This window comes from Candidatus Binataceae bacterium (assembly GCA_035294265.1).
Taxonomy (GTDB): Bacteria; Desulfobacterota; Binatia; order Binatales; family Binataceae; genus DATGLK01.
The window spans coordinates 1-17,845 of record DATGLK010000018.1 but is presented as its reverse complement, the minus strand read 5'-3'; the positions used below and the strand labels follow the sequence as shown (position 1 = coordinate 17,845).

General features: G+C 62.9%; 13 protein-coding genes. 6 read left to right on the top strand and 7 right to left on the bottom strand.

Annotation, left to right across the window (positions count from 1 at the left end; translation table 11 throughout):
• The first annotated feature begins 102 nt into the window (after window positions 1-102).
• Window positions 103-1,359, top strand: a complete 1,257-nt coding sequence (locus VKV28_03105) for a cation:proton antiporter (protein HLH75774.1) — start codon at window positions 103-105, stop codon at window positions 1,357-1,359.
• Window positions 1,360-1,384: 25 nt separating this feature from the next.
• Here the strand turns inward: VKV28_03105 and VKV28_03100 are convergent, their stop codons facing one another.
• From VKV28_03100 to hisS, 3 genes are read right to left on the bottom strand one after another with little or no spacing between them, the layout of a single operon-like run.
• Window positions 1,385-2,101 (bottom strand): hypothetical protein, encoded by a 717-nt coding sequence (locus tag VKV28_03100; protein HLH75773.1) that lies wholly within the window; start codon window positions 2,099-2,101, stop codon window positions 1,385-1,387.
• On the bottom strand, window positions 2,098-3,891 hold the full coding sequence (gene aspS / locus VKV28_03095; protein ID HLH75772.1) for an aspartate--tRNA ligase: 1,794 nt from the start codon (window positions 3,889-3,891) through the stop codon (window positions 2,098-2,100). The genes VKV28_03100 and aspS overlap by 4 nt, the downstream gene beginning before the upstream one ends.
• 38 nt (window positions 3,892-3,929) lie before the next feature.
• Window positions 3,930-5,183, bottom strand: a complete 1,254-nt coding sequence (hisS, locus tag VKV28_03090; GenBank protein ID HLH75771.1) for a histidine--tRNA ligase — start codon at window positions 5,181-5,183, stop codon at window positions 3,930-3,932.
• Between the two features lie 238 nt (window positions 5,184-5,421).
• Here hisS and VKV28_03085 point away from each other — a divergent pair, with 238 nt between their 5' ends.
• Window positions 5,422-5,991: a cupredoxin domain-containing protein gene (locus VKV28_03085; protein HLH75770.1), complete on the top strand. Its 570-nt coding sequence runs from the start codon at window positions 5,422-5,424 to the stop codon at window positions 5,989-5,991.
• Between the two features lie 338 nt (window positions 5,992-6,329).
• Here the strand turns inward: VKV28_03085 and VKV28_03080 are convergent, their stop codons facing one another.
• A complete protein-coding gene (locus tag VKV28_03080; protein HLH75769.1) occupies window positions 6,330-7,583 on the bottom strand; it encodes a Rieske 2Fe-2S domain-containing protein in 1,254 nt (417 codons plus the stop codon).
• 181 nt (window positions 7,584-7,764) lie between these two features.
• On the opposite strand from VKV28_03080, the gene VKV28_03075 reads away from it, so the two are divergent.
• Both VKV28_03075 and VKV28_03070 read left to right on the top strand, forming a co-directional pair.
• The gene (locus tag VKV28_03075) at window positions 7,765-8,535 is read left to right on the top strand and encodes an SDR family oxidoreductase (GenBank protein ID HLH75768.1); all 771 of its coding nucleotides are present in this window, start codon (window positions 7,765-7,767) and stop codon (window positions 8,533-8,535) included.
• 17 nt (window positions 8,536-8,552) lie between these two features.
• Window positions 8,553-9,689: a cobalamin-independent methionine synthase II family protein gene (locus tag VKV28_03070; protein ID HLH75767.1), complete on the top strand. Its 1,137-nt coding sequence runs from the start codon at window positions 8,553-8,555 to the stop codon at window positions 9,687-9,689.
• Window positions 9,690-9,736: 47 nt separating this feature from the next.
• On the opposite strand, the gene VKV28_03065 is transcribed toward VKV28_03070, so the two are convergent.
• A complete protein-coding gene (locus tag VKV28_03065) occupies window positions 9,737-11,965 on the bottom strand; it encodes a hypothetical protein (GenBank protein ID HLH75766.1) in 2,229 nt (742 codons plus the stop codon).
• Between the two features lie 291 nt (window positions 11,966-12,256).
• Between VKV28_03065 and VKV28_03060 the strand changes: the two genes are divergently transcribed.
• Window positions 12,257-12,685: a hypothetical protein gene (locus VKV28_03060; GenBank protein ID HLH75765.1), complete on the top strand. Its 429-nt coding sequence runs from the start codon at window positions 12,257-12,259 to the stop codon at window positions 12,683-12,685.
• 166 nt (window positions 12,686-12,851) lie between these two features.
• Here VKV28_03060 and VKV28_03055 read toward each other — a convergent pair whose 3' ends face one another.
• Together VKV28_03055 and VKV28_03050 are read right to left on the bottom strand one after the other, a co-directional pair.
• The gene (locus tag VKV28_03055) at window positions 12,852-14,354 is read right to left on the bottom strand and encodes an acyl--CoA ligase (protein HLH75764.1); all 1,503 of its coding nucleotides are present in this window, start codon (window positions 14,352-14,354) and stop codon (window positions 12,852-12,854) included.
• A gap of 100 nt (window positions 14,355-14,454) precedes the next feature.
• Window positions 14,455-15,036 carry a hypothetical protein gene (locus tag VKV28_03050; protein HLH75763.1) on the bottom strand — a complete coding sequence of 194 codons (582 nt, stop codon included), beginning with the start codon at window positions 15,034-15,036 and terminating at the stop codon, window positions 14,455-14,457.
• Window positions 15,037-15,260: 224 nt separating this feature from the next.
• Here VKV28_03050 and VKV28_03045 point away from each other — a divergent pair.
• On the top strand, window positions 15,261-17,845 hold a 2,585-nt coding region (locus tag VKV28_03045), incomplete at its 3' end, for an exodeoxyribonuclease V subunit gamma (protein HLH75762.1).

Here is a 17,845-nt window from a genome sequence, read left to right as displayed (position 1 = left end):
GCGTAGCGTGAGGCGCAGTACCTGCCGGCTGGGCATGGCGGCCAGTCAAGGCGAATGGCGGAGCCAGAGGCGGGATAACGGGATGTCAGCGAGGTTATTGCGATGGTGCTTGTAGGCCACAATTTTTTGGAAGATTTGGCGCTGGTGATGTGCGTGGCGGCAATCGCCACCGTGATTTTCCAAATCCTGCGTCAGCCCTTGGTGGTCGGCTACCTGGTCGCCGGGATGATCGTCGGACCGCACGTCGCCGTCCCGGTTTTTGCCAACGTGCAGCGTATTCAGGCGGTCGCGGACCTGGGTGTGGTTCTGCTTCTGTTCTCGATCGGGCTGGAATTCGACCTGCGCCGCCTGCTGCGGCTGGCACCCACCTGTGGCTTGATCACCCTGATCCAAGTCGGATTGCTCTTTGTGCTGGGCTACCTGGCGGCTCATGGCTTGGGCTGGTCGCCCATTGAGTCGATTTTCACCGGCGCGATCGTCTCTATCTCCAGCACAACCATCGTGGCCAAGGTGTTCGCCGAAAAGCATGTCGATTCACGCCTGCGTGAGCTTTGCTTTGGCGTCCTGTTGGCCGAGGACGTGATGGCTATCCTGCTGCTGGGCTTGCTGACCGTGGTAGCACGCGATCGCACCTTCGCCCCCGCCATCCTAATGTCAGTGGGCGGGCGGCTTGCACTCTTTCTGGCCGCGTTGCTGGTGGGCGGTGGCTTGACCGTACCTTACCTGATCCGTGCTGTCGCTCGCATGCATCGTCAGGAAACTCTTTTGATCAGCGCTCTGGGGGTCTGCTTTCTGTCCGCCTTGCTGGCCGAGCGCGCCGGCTATTCGGTGGCGTTGGGGGCTTTTCTAGCTGGCTCGTTGGTGGCGGGCTCGGGCGAAGCCAAGCAGGTGGAGCACGTGATTGCGCCGGTGCGCGATATGTTCGGCGCGCTGTTTTTCGTTTCGGTGGGGATGCTGATTGATCCCTCCTTGCTACTCAAGTTCTGGCCCGCCCTACTGGTCCTGCTCGCAGTGGTGGTGGCCGGCAAAATCGTCGGCGTAACCTTGGGTGCGCTGCTCATTGGGGAGCACCCCACTACCTCGCTGCAGGCTGGCTTTGCACTAGCCCAAATTGGCGAATTCGCCTTCATCATGGCCGAAGTCGGCCACAAGGCCGGCGCGACCGGGGAATTTCTCTATTCGGTCGCGGTGGCAGTTTCCACCATCAGCGCCTTCCTCACCCCCTTCCTGATTACGCTTTCCCTTCCCGCCACCCGCCTGTTGCGCCAAGCCACGCCACGCCCCCTGCGTCTGGGCTTGGCACGTTATGGCGAATGGGTTTCCGGCGCCAAGCACGCTCGTGCACTGGGGGCGCCGTAAGAGCCTGGTCCAATTTGCCGGCTTTTTAATTCATCGTGCTGTTATCATCGAACGGGCCTTCGTATTGAGGCACCTTGAAGTGCTCGATCTGCTCTTGCAAATTGAGCTTGCTGTGGAGGTTCTTGACCGCTTGATCAACGCCCTGCTGGGCAATTTCATGGGCCAGCAGCCAGCGTCCCTGATGCTTGATGAAGTCGTAGACTTCGAACACATTTTCGGTCAGCGATTGCTGTTCGCGCTCAAAGCGCGCCGACCAAATGACTTGTTTGTTGCTCAACGCTACCAGATCGAGTGAAAAGGCTACCTCGGCCGGGCTGGCGGCAGCGTAATCGGCTCCCACGCGCTCGCGATAGGTTTGAACCTTGCCGTAAATAACGCCGTCGGCCTGCACGGCTTTGCCCAGCGCCAACGCGTTGCTTTGGAGATTGTTGGCCGTGGTGGGCGGTAATTTTGAAAGCGCGTCATCCACGTCGGAGGCTGGCACCAGATCCCATTCCGCCTCCAGCGCCATTCGCGCCTGCAGCTCCGCGGTGATGGTGTCGCCGGCGTCGTCGGGGACGCCGGCTGCGTTAATGAGGGGAAGCACGGCGATGCGATGAATGCGCACGGTTTTGATCCCTAGCACCGCATGGGTCTGAACCTCGGGATTTTTGCCGATCACAGGAACCCAAGCCGGCGCGCAGGCGGCCGCGAGCAATGCGAACACCCCCCACATTGGCCAGCGGCGAAAGGCTGTGTTCATTTGACCACCCTTATCGACAGTTCCTGCAATTGGCGATTATCCACTTCCGAGGGCGCCCCGGTCATCAAATCGGTGGCACGCTGGGTCTTGGGAAACGCCATGACATCACGTAGCGAATCGGTAGCGGATAAAATCATCGCAATCCGATCCACCCCCAGCGCGATTCCACCGTGGGGCGGCGCGCCATAGGTCAGCGCTTCGAGCAGAAAGCCGAATTTGCTGCGCGCTTCCTCGCGCGAGAAGCCCAGCAGCTCGAAGATCTTCATTTGCAAGTCGGCGTTGTGGATACGGATCGAGCCCCCGCCCAGTTCCTCGCCGTTGAGCACTACATCATAGGCCAGGGCACGGGCCTCCAGCGGCCGGCTGTCGAGCAAAGGCAGGTCGGCGGGCTGGGGCGCAGTAAAGGGATGGTTGACCGAAACCAAGCGAGCCTCCTGCTCACTATACTCGAAGAGCGGAAAATCGACGACCCATAAGAAGGCGCGCCGCTCGGGCGAGCGCAAACCGAACTTGTCGCCCAGTTGCAGGCGCAAATCGCCCAGCGCCGGGCGTACCTTGGCCGCCCTCCCCGCCATCAGCAGGACCAGGTCGCCGCTTTCAACCGCCAGCGCCTGGCGCATCCGTTCTAGAGAAGCCTCGCCCAGATGGCGCGCCACCGGACCTTGCCAGCCGTTGTCCTGAAAGCGCGTCCACGCCAACCCCAGGTTCTGCCGCTGGCGCATCGATTCGACCATCTCATCAAGCTCGCGCCGGCTGAGCGTCATAGCGCCGGGCAAGCGCAAACCATAGATGTTCTCTCCCCGGGCCAAGGCCTCGGCGAAAACCTTGAAACCTGTGCTAGCCAACGGCTGGTCTAGCCGCTTGAGTTCCAGTTCGAAGCGCAGGTCGGGTTTGTCGCTGCCGAAGCGCTCCATGGCATCGGCATAACTGAGCCGCGGAAACGGGATGGGCACCTCGACTCCGAGCACCCGGCGCCAGACGCTGGCCAGCATCCCTTCGATCAGGGTGGCGATATCGTCGGGACGCGGTCCGGTCATCTCGATATCGATCTGGGTGAACTCGGGCTGGCGGTTGGCGCGCAAATCTTCGTCGCGAAAGCAGCGTGCTATCTGGTAGTAGCGGTCGAAGCCCGACACCATCAGCAATTGCTTGAGCAACTGGGGCGACTGCGGTAGGGCATAGAACTTGCCCGGATTGACCCGGCTGGGGACCAGATAATCGCGCGCTCCTTCGGGGGTGGCCCGCCACAGAATCGGAGTCTCGATCTCGACAAAACCCTGCTCGTCCAAATGATCGCGCACCGCTCGCACCGCCTGATGGCGGCGGCGCAGGTTGCGCTGCATTTCAGGCCGGCGCAGGTCCAGGTAGCGGTAGCGTAGCCGCACCTCCTCGTTGCCAACCTCGCCTTCGGTCAGCGGAAAGGGTGGCGGCTGGGAGGGATTGAGGACCGCGGCCTGGCTTATCGCCACCTCGATAGCGCCGGTAGCCAGCTGGGCGTTAACCGTGGCCGCCGAGCGCTCGACTACCACGCCCTTGATTGCCAGGTAGAACTCGGCCCGCGCCGCACGCGCGACCTCATGGGCCTTGGGGGCCTGTTCGGGGCTGAAGACCAGTTGGACGACGCCCTCGCGATCGCGCAGATCGATGAAAATCAGGCCACCATGGTCGCGCCGGGTGGCTACCCAGCCCCACAGGGCGACTTCGCGACCGCGATCGGGCGGGCGCAGCGCGCCGCAATAATCGGTCCGCGGCCACGGCGGCAGCGGCGAGAAGATGGCTTGTTCATTCATAACAGGTGCAGTCGACAATAGCTGGGGTGCGGCACGGACTAAATAGCATCCTCACGGCGCTGCGCGCACAGGGTTTGGGCCAAATCCTCCAGGGCCACCTCGTGCTGCAGGCTGCGCTCCAAGTCGCGTAGTTGGGCCCGCCCGCGCGCCAATTCGTCCTCGCCCAGGATCACCGCATAGCGGCTACCCAGATGATTGGCACGCTTGAGCTGAGCTTTGAGGCTGCGTTCGGGCGAGAGCAATTCTACCTCGAACGGGTACTGGCGCAGTTGGCGGGCTAGCTCAGCCGCACGCACCACGGCCTGCTCGCCCAGCGCAATCAGCGCCACCCGACGCGCTGAGCCGGGGGCGACAAGCTCCAGCGCCAGGGCCAGACGGTCGACCCCGATGGCGAAGCCGCTAGCCGGCACCGAAGCTCCGCCCAGCGTTGCCACCAAGCCGTCGTAACGCCCGCCGGCGGCGATCGCGTTTTGCGCGCCCAGCGCCTGGCAATAGACCTCGAAGGTGGTGCGGACGTAATAGTCCAGGCCGCGCACGATTCGCGGATTGACCTTGTAGGCGACCCCGGCGGCAGCAAGCAATTGCTGGACGAGGTCGAAATGGTGCCGGCATTGGGGGCACAGAAAATCCAGGCTCTTAGGCGCGGCCGCAGCCAATTCGACGTCAATTTTGCAATCCAGCAGGCGCAGTGGATTATGCTCCAGGCGCTCGTGGCAATCGTGGCATAGGTGTGCCCAATGCTCGCGCCCGTAGGCCAGCAGGGCGGCACGAAACGCCGGCCGGCATTCCTGGCACCCCAGGGAGTTGATCTCGAAGTCCACCGCCAGCTTGAGTTCGCGGCACAGGTCATCGACCATTGTAATCAGCTCGGCGTCGCAAGCGGGATCCGCGCGACCGAAGATTTCGACTCCGAATTGATAGAACTGGCGATAGCGCCCTTTTTGCGGCCGCTCGCGCCGAAACATCGGCCCGCCGTAAAAAAATCGCTGCTCCGGGTCGCGCTTGTCCAGTCCTGCCTCGACATAGGCCCGCACCACTCCGGGCGTCCCCTCCGGCCGTAGCGCCAGCACGGTTTGCCCTTCGTCGCGATCGGTGAAGGCGTACATCTGCTTGGTAACCACGTCGGAGGTCTCGCCGCTGGAGCGCTGGTAGAGTTCCACCCGCTCCAACAGCGGGATGCGGATTTCGCGCACCGCGTAGCGCGCCATCAACTGGCGCGCGCAATTCTCGATCATCGTGGCCGCCGCTGCGGGCTGCCCGAGGAGATCCTGAAAGCCTCTAAGCCGTGTCAATTCCAAGGTATTATCGGGTTAACAAACGGCCCGCAGCGGAGCAACCGCCGCTCATGTCGCGCGGCCTCCACCCCCGGACCCATGGCTGCCATCATATGATGGCGGGCGGCAGGGCGCAAAGTTGGATAACAAAGAGGCTTTGCGGGCCGCACCCGGATTTGCCATAAGGTCCCAAAACCGTAACACGGGCGCACCTGTCGTGTGGGCTTTCCCGCGACAAGCGCCCAAAGGAAGCATCATGAAGCGAGGCGGTCGGGAGCGCTCACGCCGGCGCCGTGGTTTACGGCCGGCGGCGCGGGTGTGGGTCGGGATTGTTCTATTACTGCCATTAGTGTTGGCGCCGCCCGCGCCACTAACCCGCGCCGAGGACTATGGCCCCAGCGCCGCCCTATCCGGCATCCTCAGCGCCACTTCGGCCGCCCATGCCCGCAATCAAATCGTGATCCTGACCCTGCCCTTGCCGGGTAACGAGAGCGACGCCGGCGAGATGGCGAAATTCGGACTACTGTATGGCTTCTCGCCGCGCACCATCTTTGTTTATCGTGACGAGCCGACCACTTTCAATTTCTGGAATTTGCAATCCAACGAACCACACGACGTCATGATTACCGACCGCAGCGGCCAGGTGTTGCTGCACCAGGAGTTGCCTCAGCTAAAAAAGACCCAGCTGACATTGACTTTTCATCAGCAGGGGTTGTTTACCTTCTACTGCACAATGCATCAGCCGTACATGAGCGGCCAGATAGTGGTGCTGGCCCCGCCCGGCGAGCAGCCGGCGGCTGCGCCCGCTCTTCATGCGTCCCACTAGCCATTCATGTTTCCTCCGTGCATGTAACTTCGGGAGTAGCCGAGTTCCAAGAGACTAACACCTCAAACGTTTAGGGCCCCGATGATTCGGACAACGCCACCGACCTACCGGACGGCCATAATTCCCTAAGCGATATCAGCGATCGAACGGGTCACGGCGCGCTCCAGAGGCTGTTATTCGAAGCGCCGCCACGCGGCGCCAGCCCACGACGCGGGGTTGCTCGGTCGGCCCTGGAAATAACCCTGCACCGGGCCAAGCCTCCATCGTGCGAGCGTCGCGCCGCGAGTCGGGCACACCGCGGTCTTTGCCTTGCGCGCCGGGCACGCGGAGGGGAATTTTCAGCCCGGCCCCATCGGCAGGGACTGCGGCGGCCGGAGCGGATCGACCGTGCGCCAATCCAACTCGCGCGGCGCGCGCAGCGCAACCGCGCGGATTTTGGCATAATCAACCGGCTCGGTCTGCCCAAGCGGCGGCTCACCGCGAGCAAAGGCGCGGGCCGCGTTAAGCATCATGCGGCGAAAACGAATGGGCGTGCTGTCGCTGGAACCCAGGTACTCGCGTGTGCGATCGGCGATCGGGCCGGGGGCCTCGGCGACGACAAAATCCTCGAAAGTGAGCGAGGGCATGCCGGTCCAATGCCCTTCCTTGAGCGCCTTGCGATCCTGACCCCAGACCTGCTCGGCAGAACCCAGGCGAGCTGCGGTATTATCCCAGTTGTCGGCATTGGCGCGCGAGAACAGGTACTGCCCCGCCAGCGGGCGTGTGCGGTCGTATTCCCAGTACCACAGGTTGGTCCACTGATCGTCGATCGGCACCGCGCAGATCATCAATTGGGGGCGCTCGGAATGGGCGGGGACAAAGGAGTAGAACGGCGCAACCACCTCGCGGATGCGCTGATAGACGCTGCCGTCGGGCAGGTCGCGCAGCGCCGCTTCGCGAAAGCCGTAGGGCGCCAGCAAATAATCGTAATGCGGGCCGTTGTTGGCGCTGGCAATGGCGTTGCCGTTGTTGCCCAGGTTAAGCCACGAGGCATGCAGCACGCCTAGGTGCGAGGAATCGATCGTGGTCTCGATCGCCTGCAGCCAGTTGCAATGCAGGATCGCCTTGGAGCAAGCCACCTGCGTGCTGGGTAGCGCGGTGAATTCGAAATCGAAAAAGCGCGGCGGCTGTTGGTTGCGCCCCAGGTAAACCCACACTGCGCCTCCCGCTTCGCGCACCGGATAATGGCGCACCCGCACTTTGGCGGCGAATTCCGCTCGCCGCTCGGGCGGTTCGGAGGGAACTTCCACCACTTTACCCGACACGTCGATTTTCCAGCCGTGAAAGATGCAGGTAAGTGCGTTGTCCTCGTTGCGGGCCAACGCCAGCGAGGTGCAGCGATGGGGGCAGCCTTCGTCGAACAAGCCAACGCGACCGTCGGTGGCCCGAAACACCACGAAGTTCTCACCCAGGATCCTCACACGCAAAGGCTTGCCGTCGGCGAGCAGACTTTCCGAGCGCGCCGCCGGCATCCAATACTCGCGCAGCAGCGCACCCATCGGCGTGGCCGGCCCCACACGTACCAACAACTCGTTTTCTTCCCGGGTCAACATCGCCGTACTCTCCTTGAGGCCTGGCTGTCTCAAAGGGGGTGGGCTGACCGACCCCCGCAAGCTAGCCAATGGTAGTACGCACCGGTGCCGAGTGTCCACGACACCCAGCTCACGGTTGGGCGGCGGCCGCGCTGCGCGCTATGCTAACGACGCATAGGTGGTTAACGAAGGAGCGCTAAACATGGATTTGGGATTGGCAGGCAAGATCGCGATCGTCACCGGCGGTAGCAAGGGGATCGGGCGCGCCATCGCTCTGGCCTTGCTGGCGGAAGGAGCCAGCGTGCTGGTGTGCGGACGCGAGCAGCGTACGCTGGATGACTTTCTGGGTGCCGCCAAGACCCTCGGTGCGGGGCAGACAGCCGCGCTGGCGGTTGATCTCGGGCAGCCGCAGAGCGCCGCACGGGTGGTCGCCGCCTGCCAGCAACGGTTCGGCGGCGTGGACATCCTCGTCAATAACGCCGGCAGCGCGCGCAACGGCGATTTCTTCAAGTTGGAGGATCAAGCCTGGCTGGAGGACTGGAATCTCAAAGCCCTAGGCTATGTGCGGATGGCGCGCGCGGTGATGCCGCTGCTCAAACAACGCGGCGAGGGCGTGATCGTCAACATAATCGGTGTAGCCGCATTTCGCTTCGATGCTAATTACACCATCGGCGGCATGATCAATGCCGGTTTGGCCAATTTCACCAAGGCCTTGGCTCGTCTGGGCGCGCCTCAGGTGCGCGTGGTCGGGGTTCATCCGGGCCCGATTCTAACCGACCGGTTGCGTTGGTTATCGCCCGACCTCGCCGACCCCAACGGTCCCAAGGCCCGTGGCGCCACTCCGATGGGGCGGGTGGGCCGGCCCGAAGAGGTCGGTGACGTGGTAGCCTTTCTAGCCTCGCCGCGGGCGTCCTTTGTAAGCGGCACCAATCTGGCGATTGATGGCGCGCTCAATCCCGGCCTGGCCGGCTAAGCGCAGGAGAGAATGCGATGCCTAGCAAACAAATCCTGACCACCCATACCGGTAGTCTGCCGCGACCCGAGTCCCTGGTGGAATTGCTCAAGGCCAAAGAAGGGCGCCAGCCTTACGATCGCGAGCGGCTGGAGGCGGAAGTCCAACGCGCGGTGGGCGAGGTGGTACGCCGCCAGCAACAGGCCGGCGTGGATCTGGTGAGCGACGGCGAGATGAGCAAAGTAGGCTACTCTACCTATATCACTGATCGCCTGACTGGCTTCGAGGGCGAGGTACACACCGGACCAAACCAGCTTGCCGACGTAGCGGATTTTCCCGACTTCGCTCGCTACATGGGCAGCCGTCCTTCGGCCACCCTGCGCCGGCCGGCCTGCTCGGGTCCGGTTGCGTATCGCGACCTGAGCGAGGTGCACCGCGACATCGCTAACTTCAAGCGTGCCCTGGCGGAAGCTTCGATCGACCAAGCCTTCATGACCGCGGCTTCACCTGGGGTGATTTCCGTCTTTTTACCCAATAGCTACTATCCTACCCGCGAGGCCTACTTGTTCGCGCTGGCCGACGCGATGCAGCCCGAGTACGAAGCGATCGTCGAAGCTGGACTGATCTTGCAATTGGATTGTCCCGATCTGGCGATGAGCCGCCACGGCGAATTCGCCCAACTCGACCTGTCACAGTTCCGCCGCCAAATCGAGGTCAATGTCGCAGCGCTCAATCGCGCGGTCGCCAATATCTCGCCGCAACGCATGCGGATGCATCTATGCTGGGGCAATTATCCCGGCCCCCATCACTATGACGTCGCTCTGGCCGATATCATCGACGTGGTGTTCACCGCGCGGCCGGCGGCGATCTCCTACGAGGCGGCTAATCCTCGCCACGCCCACGAATGGAAAATCTTTCGCGACATCAAGCTCCCCGACGACAAGATTTTGATTCCCGGCGTGCTCGATTCCACCACCAACTTCATCGAGCATCCTGAATTGGTCGCCGAGCGATTGTGCAATGTGGCTCGACTGGTGGGGCCTGAGCGTGTGATTGGCGGTGTGGACTGCGGCTTCGCGACCTTCGCCGGTGCCACCCATGTGGCTCCCGAGATCGTCTGGCGCAAACTGGCCTCACTGGCCGAGGGCGCGCGGCTGGCCAGCAGCATGCTGTGATGAGATAGCGGTTTGGGCGCCGCGCGCATCGCCGGGCCGGGCAAACCTTAGCGCGCACGCCGGCGCCGCGCTTGGGGCTTGAGCGCTTTGCGCGGCGACGGCGGCGCCGCTGTCGGCAGGGGCTGCCTGCCCCACGCCAGCGCGGTTGCCGCCCGCTCCTCGAAAGCGTCCCAGTCAGGCTGGCCCATCCGGCACATCATCCACGCGGCCACAACGATCCCCGCCAGCAAAAGCAAGGGCTTGAGCGGACCGGGCGCGTAGCGGATAGCGATCCGATGCTCCCCGGGAGCAAGCGCGACCGCGCAGAAGTTGGGAAACACGCGCAGGATCGGCGCCGGCTGTCCGTCAACCCGAGCGCGCAGACCGGGAAAGTAGGTGATCTTGAGCATGGCGTAGCAGGCCCGTTTCGCAATCACCCGCGCGCTATAGACTTCATCGCGCTTGTGCTCGCTCAAGATGGTTCCGCGCGGCTGGAGCTGGCTGGCCAGCGGAGCAGGGATCGGCTCCAGCGCACCGAGCGCCGGCAGGTTGGACAATTGTTTCCGAGCGCGCTCGCCATCGTGACCTAGCGTCACGGTGATACCTGCTTGCATCGCCGCGCTATGCAGCCAGCCGTTGTCCTGATGCAATACGGCGCCCAAGGCTCCTTGATAGCGGGCAACTATATCGACCAGGCCGAAATATCCCTCGGGCGAGACCTGATAGACGGCGAATGGCCCATGAATCGAATACGCATGCCAATCGGCGGCGGGCGGCAGCGTGATAGGTGCCAGCGCCGCGCGCAGGGCGTACAGGCGGTCATCGGCGGCCTGGCCGTCGGTACGCGCGTACATCAGATCGGAAGAAAGCGGCAGGGTGTGATAGAGAAAACTCAGATCATCCAGATGCGCCCGGCTAAGGAAGGAATACATCCAGGCCTGCCCCACTCGAAAACTACCACCCCATTGGGCGGCCTTGCCGGCATAGACCTGGCCCGGACGTACGGCCAGGATGCGGTTGATGTCGCCTAGGGCAGCATCGAGATCGGCGCGCTGGCTAGCGTAGGCGGCCAGAGTTTGCTCGCCCCAATTCGCGCTTTGAGAGAGAAATGCCGCGCGCTCCTGCCCGATCGCCAGTAGCATCGCACCCAAGCCCACCCCCGCTACCACGGGCACCAAGCGGCCGGCGCCAGACGCGGCCACTAAGAGGGTGGCCAAACCGTGGGCGATAAGCAAAACCGCGAACAGCTCGAAGACCGCCTCGAAACGGCTGACCTGAAATTGAGCGGGCAAACCCACCAGCGCCATCAAGCCATCCCAGGTCGTGCGGCCGAAAAAGAGCCCTAGCCACAGGACAACCAAAACCAGCAGCCGGCGCGCCAGGGGCTGTTCGATTTGATAGAGCGCCACCAACAGGCCCAACAACAGCGCCAGAGTTAGCACGGGCCAGCGATCGTTATCCAAGAAGCGGCCTGAGAAGAGTTGGGCCAACACCACGCGTGCACCGAAAGAATCGAACTTCCAACTTGGATCCCAGTGGGAGCGGTTGACCTCGCCCGCCGTCAGCAGCATCGGAGTCACGAACCAAGCCAGCAGCAGCAGCGAGGGCAAGACGATCGTGGCGGCGCGCACCACGCGATGGCTGCGCTGGCGGACCGGCCCCACCAGGGTAATGACCGCCACCGACACGAACGCGGCATAGCCGAAGATGATGTGCGAGAGGGCCGTCGCGGTCAAAAGCACGATCGCACCGGCGCGCCGCCCTCCCCAATCTAGCGCCATTCGAGTGCAGCCCAAGGCCGGAAGCATCAAATTGAAGGCTACCAGTTGCGTATACAATCCCGAGCCCCGCCAAACGTATGCACCGTAAGTGATCCCGTAGCGATTCCACTGGTTGGGCTCGCTGGGCGCATAAATCAACAAGGCGGCCAAACCCGCCGCCAACGGCTCCAGCCCAAACCATCGCGCGCCCACATACGTGGTAGCGGGCAGCGCCAGCAAAAATAGGTAGTAAAGCCAAGCGAAGGAGGCAGAGGCAGAAGCAAACGGGTTGGCGGCCGCCATCCATAGCGCAGCCAGCACATGAGGCAGGGGCTGATAGACTCGCCACAGCGGGAACCCCAGCGACCATTCCGAGGTCCAGGGCTCCAGCTCTCGATGAATCAAGGCGCGGCCCAAATCCTGGGCGGCAGGTATGTGAAAAGCAAGGTCGTTGACCGGAACCCGCTCGATACGAATTTCGGGTGCCAGTCCGTAGGCGTTGAGGGCCAGCGCCACTGCCACAACCAACAGGCCCACCCACTCGCTTCCCGCTTCGTTCTTGCTAATCAAGATACGAACCCGCGATTTTTGATTTTGAGCGGAGCCGCCGGCGCAAACGCGGGCGCGGCTTCAGACCGACACTATTTATTATTGTCGGAACCGGCGCTGGCTTACTATCGATTGGTGAGGGGTCGTTGAAATTGACCAGCAAGCCGCCTTTGAGGCGGCGCGGCTGAGGAAAAGCCCGAGCACTTTCAACTTTGCGCTTAAATTTATAAATTTAGCGAGGAGCGTTGTCTTGATGTCCCGAACACGCGGAGATTTACGATGCGAATAGCCTTTTCACTGAGCCGATTGCTGCTTATCGGCTCGCTCATCGGTTTGATCGGCGCCACTGCGGCCCACGCCCAGCAAACACCGGGGCAGCAACAACCCAACATTTTCGGCCCAATTAATCTGCCTCAGGACACTTTGGCTGCCGACAGCTATACCTCATACCAGGAAGGGCAGACCTTGCTGGCAACCCCAGCGGCCGATAAGAACGCGGTGATGCAAATCTCTCAGGGCCTGGAAAAGCTCGGCGCCGCGGGCCATCTGGTGGTCCTCGACGCCGGGACCCGGGTTCAAGCGACCGGCAGCGGACCGCAGGTGCGAGTCCTCGTCGGACCGCATTCAGGGCAGATCTGGTACCTGATCAGCGACGCCGACGTGCGCAAACCCAAGGATATTCCGCCAGGCGGACAGGAAGTCCAATAAGTCATACTCTAGCACGCTACGGGCAAAAATCGGCGCGGTTGAGCGCTGTGCAATCAAGCTAGGGCTCAACGCAGGTTCAAGCACTCTACGGACGGGCAACAGCCCGTCCCGCTATCGCCAAAGCTCGCTTTGCTCAAGAAAAGCCGTCGCCCTTTTCCCAGCACCGCTAGCGTTTGACGAAGGCCGCCATCTCCCGCCGTTGGACCTTGCCGGTGGGCCCTTTGGGCAGGGCCTCGACGATATATATCGTCTTGGGAACCTTGAACTCGGCCAAGCGGCCGCGACAATGGTTTTGCAGCTCCTGGGCTGACGCCTCGCCCTTGAGCACCACCGCTGCCGCCACCTCCTCGCCATAAAGTTCGCTGGGGGAACCGAAAGATGCAGCTTCGGCCACCGCGGGATGCTCGAGCAGAACCGCATCGATCTCCAAGGGCGAGATTTTCTCGCCGCCACGATTGATCAATTCCTTGATGCGACCGATCAGAGTTACATAACCCTGTGGGTCGATGGTGCCGCGATCACCGGTGCGGAACCATCCGTTGGTAAAAGCGGTGCTGTTGGCTTCTGGATTGTTCCAGTAACCACTGGTTACATTGGCTCCCTTGATTACTACCTCGCCCGCCTCACCTGAGCGCAAAAGGTTGCCGGCTTCGTCCATAATCGCGACTTCCACCCGTCCGCCCACTCCAACCGTGCCGGGTTTGTGAACCGCGGGCGGAAGCGGGTTGGAGGCGACCTGATGGGCAGCTTCCGTCATCCCGTAGGCTTCGAGCACTGGAGCGGCGAACCGCGCCTCCAATTGAGCCAAGGTGCTGGCAGCCAGGGCAGAGGAGCAGGATCGGATGAAGCGGAAGCCGCTGTGAGCTGGCGCGCCGTCACTTTCGGCGCGTAGCAAAAGGACCTGGTGAATGGTGGGCACGGCCGAGTACCAGGTGGCTTCGTAGGTTTGAGCCAGGTTCCAGAACTGCTGAGCGCTGAAGCGCGGCGGTACGATTACCGCCCCACCCGCGGCTAGACTAGAGAAGGTAGCGCCAATCAGCCCATGGACGTGAAACAGCGGCATCACCACCAGGCTGCGATCGGCCGGGCTCAGGCCGTAATGCGCCGCGATATTATTGATCGATCGCATCACGTTGGCATGGGTCAAAGGCACACCCTTGGGCCGACTGGTGGTGCCACTGGTGTGCAGAAACAAGACCATGTCGGTGGGATTGGGCGCGGGGCGGTCCACCGGCCGTTTGCCGCCGAGTTCATCGATCTGGACCTGGCCCGCGGGATCGATCCGAGTCGGCCACAGTGGCACCTCAAGCCGCTGCGCAGCCTCCACCAGCGCGCTGTTGTTACGCGGCCCGACGATTGCGCGCGCCTGCGCGTCTTCGATAAAAAACAGCAGCTCGTCGAGCTTGTAGGCGGGGTTAAGCGGGGCGGCGACCAAGCCGGCCCGGGCCACCGCCAAAAACACGACCAGGAATTCCAGGCCGTTGGGCAAAACGATACTGACGCGCTGGCCTGGACTGAGACCGGCAGCAGCAAGCTGGCCCGCCAGCCGTTCGATCTGCTGGGCCAAATCGCGATAGCTGATGGTCAGTGTGCTGGCGCAATCGATGATGGCCGGCGCTTTCGAAGTGGGATCGGCCAATAATTCCGCAAGGATGGTCCGCTCTGGCATGATTTTTTTCCTGCTGCGCTTTGGCGCGGCTGTTTCATAATCGCACGGCGTGGCCGGCACCTTATCGCTCCCGCTGCGTATCGCCGCGCGAGCGCGCCCTTCAGCTCGCTCGCTGCACCGCCACCACGATTCCAACCCCACCGCTTGGTCCCGGAATCCACAGCACTAGGTTGGGCGCGAACGCCATCGCTGCATCAAGAGTCGCGGTGTAAACTTCGGTCTGCCCCTGCGCCGTCACGGCCGAGACTGGATACCAGTTAGCCACCGCGCATTCAGCGCCGATCAGTTCGTGCTGAGAGGCGTCGGCGGAGCGAAAGAAATCGCCTTGTCCCTCAACCAGATCGCGCCGGGTCGGCTGGGTGGTAAACGCCCGCAGGCGCATCCCCGGCTCCAACTCGGCTGCCGCTATCCAACTACCGTCCTCCAACATCACCTGTTGCCCGGCGGCGACCGAAAACGGCCCTTTATCGGTATGCACCTTGACGATAGCTTTCAGGCCCGCCGCCACCAGCTCAGCGTTAAGCCCAACAAAGCGCCGGCGCGGCGGATCGTAACTGAGCACCGCGGCGCTGTTCCCGACGCCCAACGTACCCACCGCGGTGATACCCTTGGCGGTCAGAATCGTTTGATCGGCCGGCAACCCGCCACCGGCGCTAGTAATCGCGATGTTTTCGGTCTCCATGCTCACCCGCGTGCCTGAGAATCACCCAGCTTGAAGGGTTAGGCGGTGGTTGCCGCACGCCCAATCCCGGGACGCTTGGCGAGCTCGCCCGCGCCAGCCTCGGGGGCAGCATAGCATCGCGCCGCGCGGCGAAAAATCCCGACGCGAGCATCCACTCTTGCCGCCTCCTTGCAAACGCGCCATCTCTCTAACAGTTAACCCTGTCCGATGCGCGCGCCTGGCAAATGATTACGCTGCATTACTCCAATCGGCTGGAAGAATTGATCGAACCGCTCGCAGCTGAGCTGGCCCAGGCCCGCGCGCACGATCCGTTCGAACCTGGCCTGATCGTGATTCCTAACCGCGCCTATGCGCAATTTCTCAAATTGCGGCTGGCCGAGACCAGTGGGATCGCAGCCAACTTGAATTTTCCTTTTCTGCGCCGCTATCTGGCCGAACTGGTGGCCGCCGCAGATCTGGAATCGCACGTCTTAGAGGCCGACGAGTTGCAAGTGACCCTGTTCGAATGGCTGCGCGGAGCATCGAGGCGGGAACCCGCGCTGGAGCCACTTGCAGCCTATGCGGCGAACGCCGACGAGGACCAACGCGAGCTGGCTTATTTCCAGCTCAGCGGTCGACTTGCCCGCCTGTTGCGCGAGTATTCGACCTCCCGCCTGGCGATGATGCGGCAATGGCGGCGAGGAGTGGAATTGTCTCACGTCGACCGAGACCTCCAAAACGCGCAGCGCGCCATCTGTCGGGCGCTGTTCGACGAGACCGGATGCTTACGGCAGGAACATGGCAAGCAGGGGCCTTCGCGCGCGATGTTTCTGCCCGATGCACTGGCCGCGATTGACGACCGCCGCCTAGCCGCGGCGCTACCACGCTGCCTGCATCTGTTCGGCTTGGCTTACGCCGCGCCCGAGTTTGTGCGGATCTTCGCCCGCCTGGGCCGGCTCACCGAGCTGCATCTGTACTGTCTCAACCCTTGCCTGGAATTCTGGGAGGACGTTCCGGCCGGGATGTTAAGCGCACCTGACCAGCGCCTGGTCTCGCGCCGGGCGCGGCTGGCTCCCGGCGCCCTGGAGGAGGAAGACCCCTTCGAGATCGAGGCGGCCGAAAATCCCGCACTGGTGCTATGGAGCCGGCCTGGACGCGAATACCTGCGCCTGCTCAACGAACTGACCGAGGGCGACTTCCAGCCCCATTTCAGATCTCCCGTGTCGGAGACGCAGCAGGGCCTGTTACCCCGCTTGCAGCAAGCGATTTTGCGCCGCCAGCGCACGCTTCCCTACCCCCCCTCGGCGCCGGTCGAGGATCGCAGCCTGCGCCTGCTCGCCTGTCCCGACATCCGCGGCGAGGTCGAAAGTATCGCCAACACCATCTGGTCGCTACTTGGCGAGCACGGCTTTCAGCCACCGCTGCGCTTCCACGAAATCGGTATTCTGCTCCCCGAGCACGCGCTCGCCAGCTACCTACCCCTGTTCCAAGCGGTGTTTGCCGAACTGCATGCGATACCGCTTTACTTGACCGACTCGGTGCGCGGTACCGAGCCGATGGTAGAAGCGATCGAGTTGCTGCTGCGCTTGCCGTTGGGTTCTTGCGGCCGCGACGAAGTCCTCCGTTTGCTGACTCATCCCGCACTAGGTGGCACGGAAGGCATCAGTAGCGAGGTGGTGCAGGAGTGGTGCGAAGCACTGGGGATTCACTGGGGGGCCGATGAACGGGACATGGCGGGCACTTTCATTCCGCCCGGAAGTTACCATTGGGACCAGGGGCTGCGGCGGCTGGCCTTGGGCGCTTTTTTGAGCGCCAAGACGCCAGACAACGAACAAGTGTTCAATACTCCCGATCAGGGGGCGTTCGCCGCGCTGGCGATCGAACAGGACCAGATCGAGGGCGCGGCCAACATGATTGGTCGGGCGCGCGCCCTGCTGGCGGCGGCCTCGGAAATACGCCGGACTCGTCTGCCGCTGACGCAATGGGCACAGGTCCTGCGCCGCCTGCTCGCAAGCTTTCTTTCTTCCAAGGAACCTGAGGGCGCGCGCACTCTGGCCGCTTCCTTGGCCGCGATCGCCACCATGGCCGGGTCTCAACCCCAGGGCGAGCCGGTGGGTTATCCGACCGCACGCGAATTGGCCCTGCAGGCAGTAGCGCAAGTCCAGGCCGAAGCGGGCGGTTTCGCACGGGGCGGCGTCGCGCTGGGCTCGATGAGCGCGCTGCGTTCGTTGCCATTTCGAATTCTGTTCGTAGCCGGGATGAGCGAGGGACGCTTTCCCGCGTGCGAGAGCTCCGACCCCTTCGATTTGCGCGCAACCCATCGGCAAGTGGGCGATGTCAGCCCAAATCAACGTGACCGCTACCTGTTCTTGGAGGCATTGCTGGCGGCGCGTGAGCGGCTGATTCTGTCTTACGTCGCCCGCGAAGAAATTACCGGAGTCACGATTCAACCCAGTCCGCTGGTAAGCGAACTGGGTTTCGTGCTGGGCGAAGAGCTGGGCGAGCAGGGCTTATCCGCGATTACGATCGAACATCCCCCCACCAATTACGATCGGGCTTATTTTCCCGACCTAGGTGGGTCCGGCGTGCGCGAGAGCGCCAGCCATAGCTTCGCCGCCCGCCGCGCCGCCCGCCTGGCCGCTTTGCGTGATCACTTGCGCGCGCACTGCGGCGGACAATTGCTCGGCCCCCTCCCGAGGTTGCTGGACGCTATGGCGCCGCACGTCCGGGCCAAGATGGAAGAACTGCTTGAGATCACGCGCCGGCAGGCAAACGCCCCTGGCGAAAACGCCTTTGAACTGCCGCTCTCTGCTTTGCGCGCTTACCTGTT